The sequence below is a fragment of the Kitasatospora sp. NPDC028961 genome (genome assembly GCF_055564815.1).
In genome coordinates, this window is the sequence record NZ_JBVHVO010000055.1 from 1 (window position 1) to 1,797 (window position 1,797).

The window sequence follows — 1,797 nt, forward strand, 5'->3', positions numbered from 1 at the left end:
GATGCTGTTGGTTAATTCGGGCCCTGCTTCTTCTTCGCCCCGCCGAGCTGGTGCTCGGCGGGGCGAAGTGCTGAGAAGTGGCTGGTGCGGGTGCGGGCTCGGGGTGTGCCGGTCAGGTGGGCGTCGATACGGACGAGGTTGATCGCGGCGCCGGTGAGTTGGTGCTGGAGGCTGGTCTTCGCCAGGCCCCGGTAGCGGGATCTGCGCAGGCCGCAGCGCTGGACGCCTTGGGCGATGGTGCCCTCGATCCCGGCCCGGATGTTGTAGCGCTCTTTCCACTCGTCGCTCTGCTGCTCTGCTCTGGCCGCCCGAAGCGCGTGGTGCTCGTCGTGGTGACGCAGGCGCAGTTCACGGCGTTCGGCGGTGGGTGAGTTGATGCACTGCTGCCGGGCCGGGCAGGGCCGGCAGTCGAGGACGGAGAACCGTACCCGGACCACGGGCAATCCTTGCTGCGAGTTTCGTTCGTGCCAGGCGGTGGTGGTGCGGCCGCCGGGGCAGGTGACCTGTTTGTGGTCCCAGTCGATGGAAAAGGCCTCCTGGTCGTAGCCGCCGGCCTCGGCGCTCTGGGTGCTGGTGTTCGCGGCGACCGGCCCGTGCAGGGCGATGCCGTGCTCGCGCCGGGCGGTAACCAGGGCGGCGGCGCTCGGATAGCCGGCATCGACCCAGTGCTCGCCCGGCAGGCAGTCCCGTTCGGCGAGCCGGCCATGGATCGTCTCGGTCATCATGCTGTCCGGGACGGTGGCCTCGGTGGAGACCACGTCCGTGACCAGGTTCGGGGTATCGGGTCCGCAGGTCTCGGTGACGTGGACCTTGTAGCCGTGCCAGAAGGTCTCGCGCTTCACACTGCCGCGTGCCTGCGTGTCATAGGGGGTGACCAGGCGCGTCGCGCCCGGCGGCCGGTCTTTTGGGTCCCGGCGCCTCACCTCGCCTTCGACCAGGTGAAACTGCTGGATCCAGACCTGCCGCAAGGTCTCCGCCTCGTGCAGCCTGCGCAGGCCGGGTGCCGTGCCGGGAGCGAAGACGGCCTGGAGCAACCGCATGCCGTCCCCGCCGATCCGCAGTCCCACCTCGTCCCGCCTGGCGCGGGCCTTGGGGAAGCGGGAGTCCTCGGCCCGGGTGGCGTAGTGCCGGAACCAGTCGGGCTCCGCGGCCCCGGCCAGCCAGTCGGGGGCGGCCCGGGCGAGCGCGTTCAACGCCGCACGCAGCGTCTCTGCGACCATCTCCAGCCAGCACAGTTCCCTGGCCGCCGACAGGACGTGGGTGGAGTCGGTGCGGGCCCGGCCTCCGGTCTTCAGCAGGCCCTTGTCCCGGGCCGCGGCCAGGATGCCGTCCAGTACCCGCGGCCCGGCGTCCGCCGCCGCCAGACGATCCCGAAACTCCGACAGCACCGAGAAGTCGAAGCCCGGATCGTCCAGTTCCAGTCCGAGCGCGTACTTGAAGTCGATCCTGGCCCGGACCGCCTCCGCGGCCTGCCGGTCGGTCAGCCCCTCGACGAACTGCAACACCGACACCATCGCCAGCCGCCCCGGCGACCAGGCCGGCTTCCCTCGCAGCGGGAACAGGTCCGCGAACTCCTCGTCCCGAAACAACGCTCCCAGCTCGTCCCGGACCCTGATGGCAAGACTCCCCTTCGGAAACGCTGCCCGGGCCACCCGAACGGTCTCCACCGGGACCTCTCCCGGCTCCACCGGCTGCATCGACACCGAACCCTCCCCACACGACAACATCGGCTCCCAAGACCACAACCGGGTCTTGGGAGCCGACGTCACGCACGGGCCCGAATTAACCAACAGCATC

General features: G+C 70.1%; 1 protein-coding gene. It reads right to left on the minus strand.

Going from position 1 to position 1,797, the window contains the following annotated elements:
• Positions 1–11: 11 nt before the first annotated feature.
• Positions 12–1,703, minus strand: coding sequence for an IS1182 family transposase (locus tag ACZ4UX_RS36935; protein ID WP_465709858.1), 1,692 nt, complete (start codon positions 1,701–1,703; stop codon positions 12–14).
• Positions 1,704–1,797: the final 94 nt, after the last annotated feature.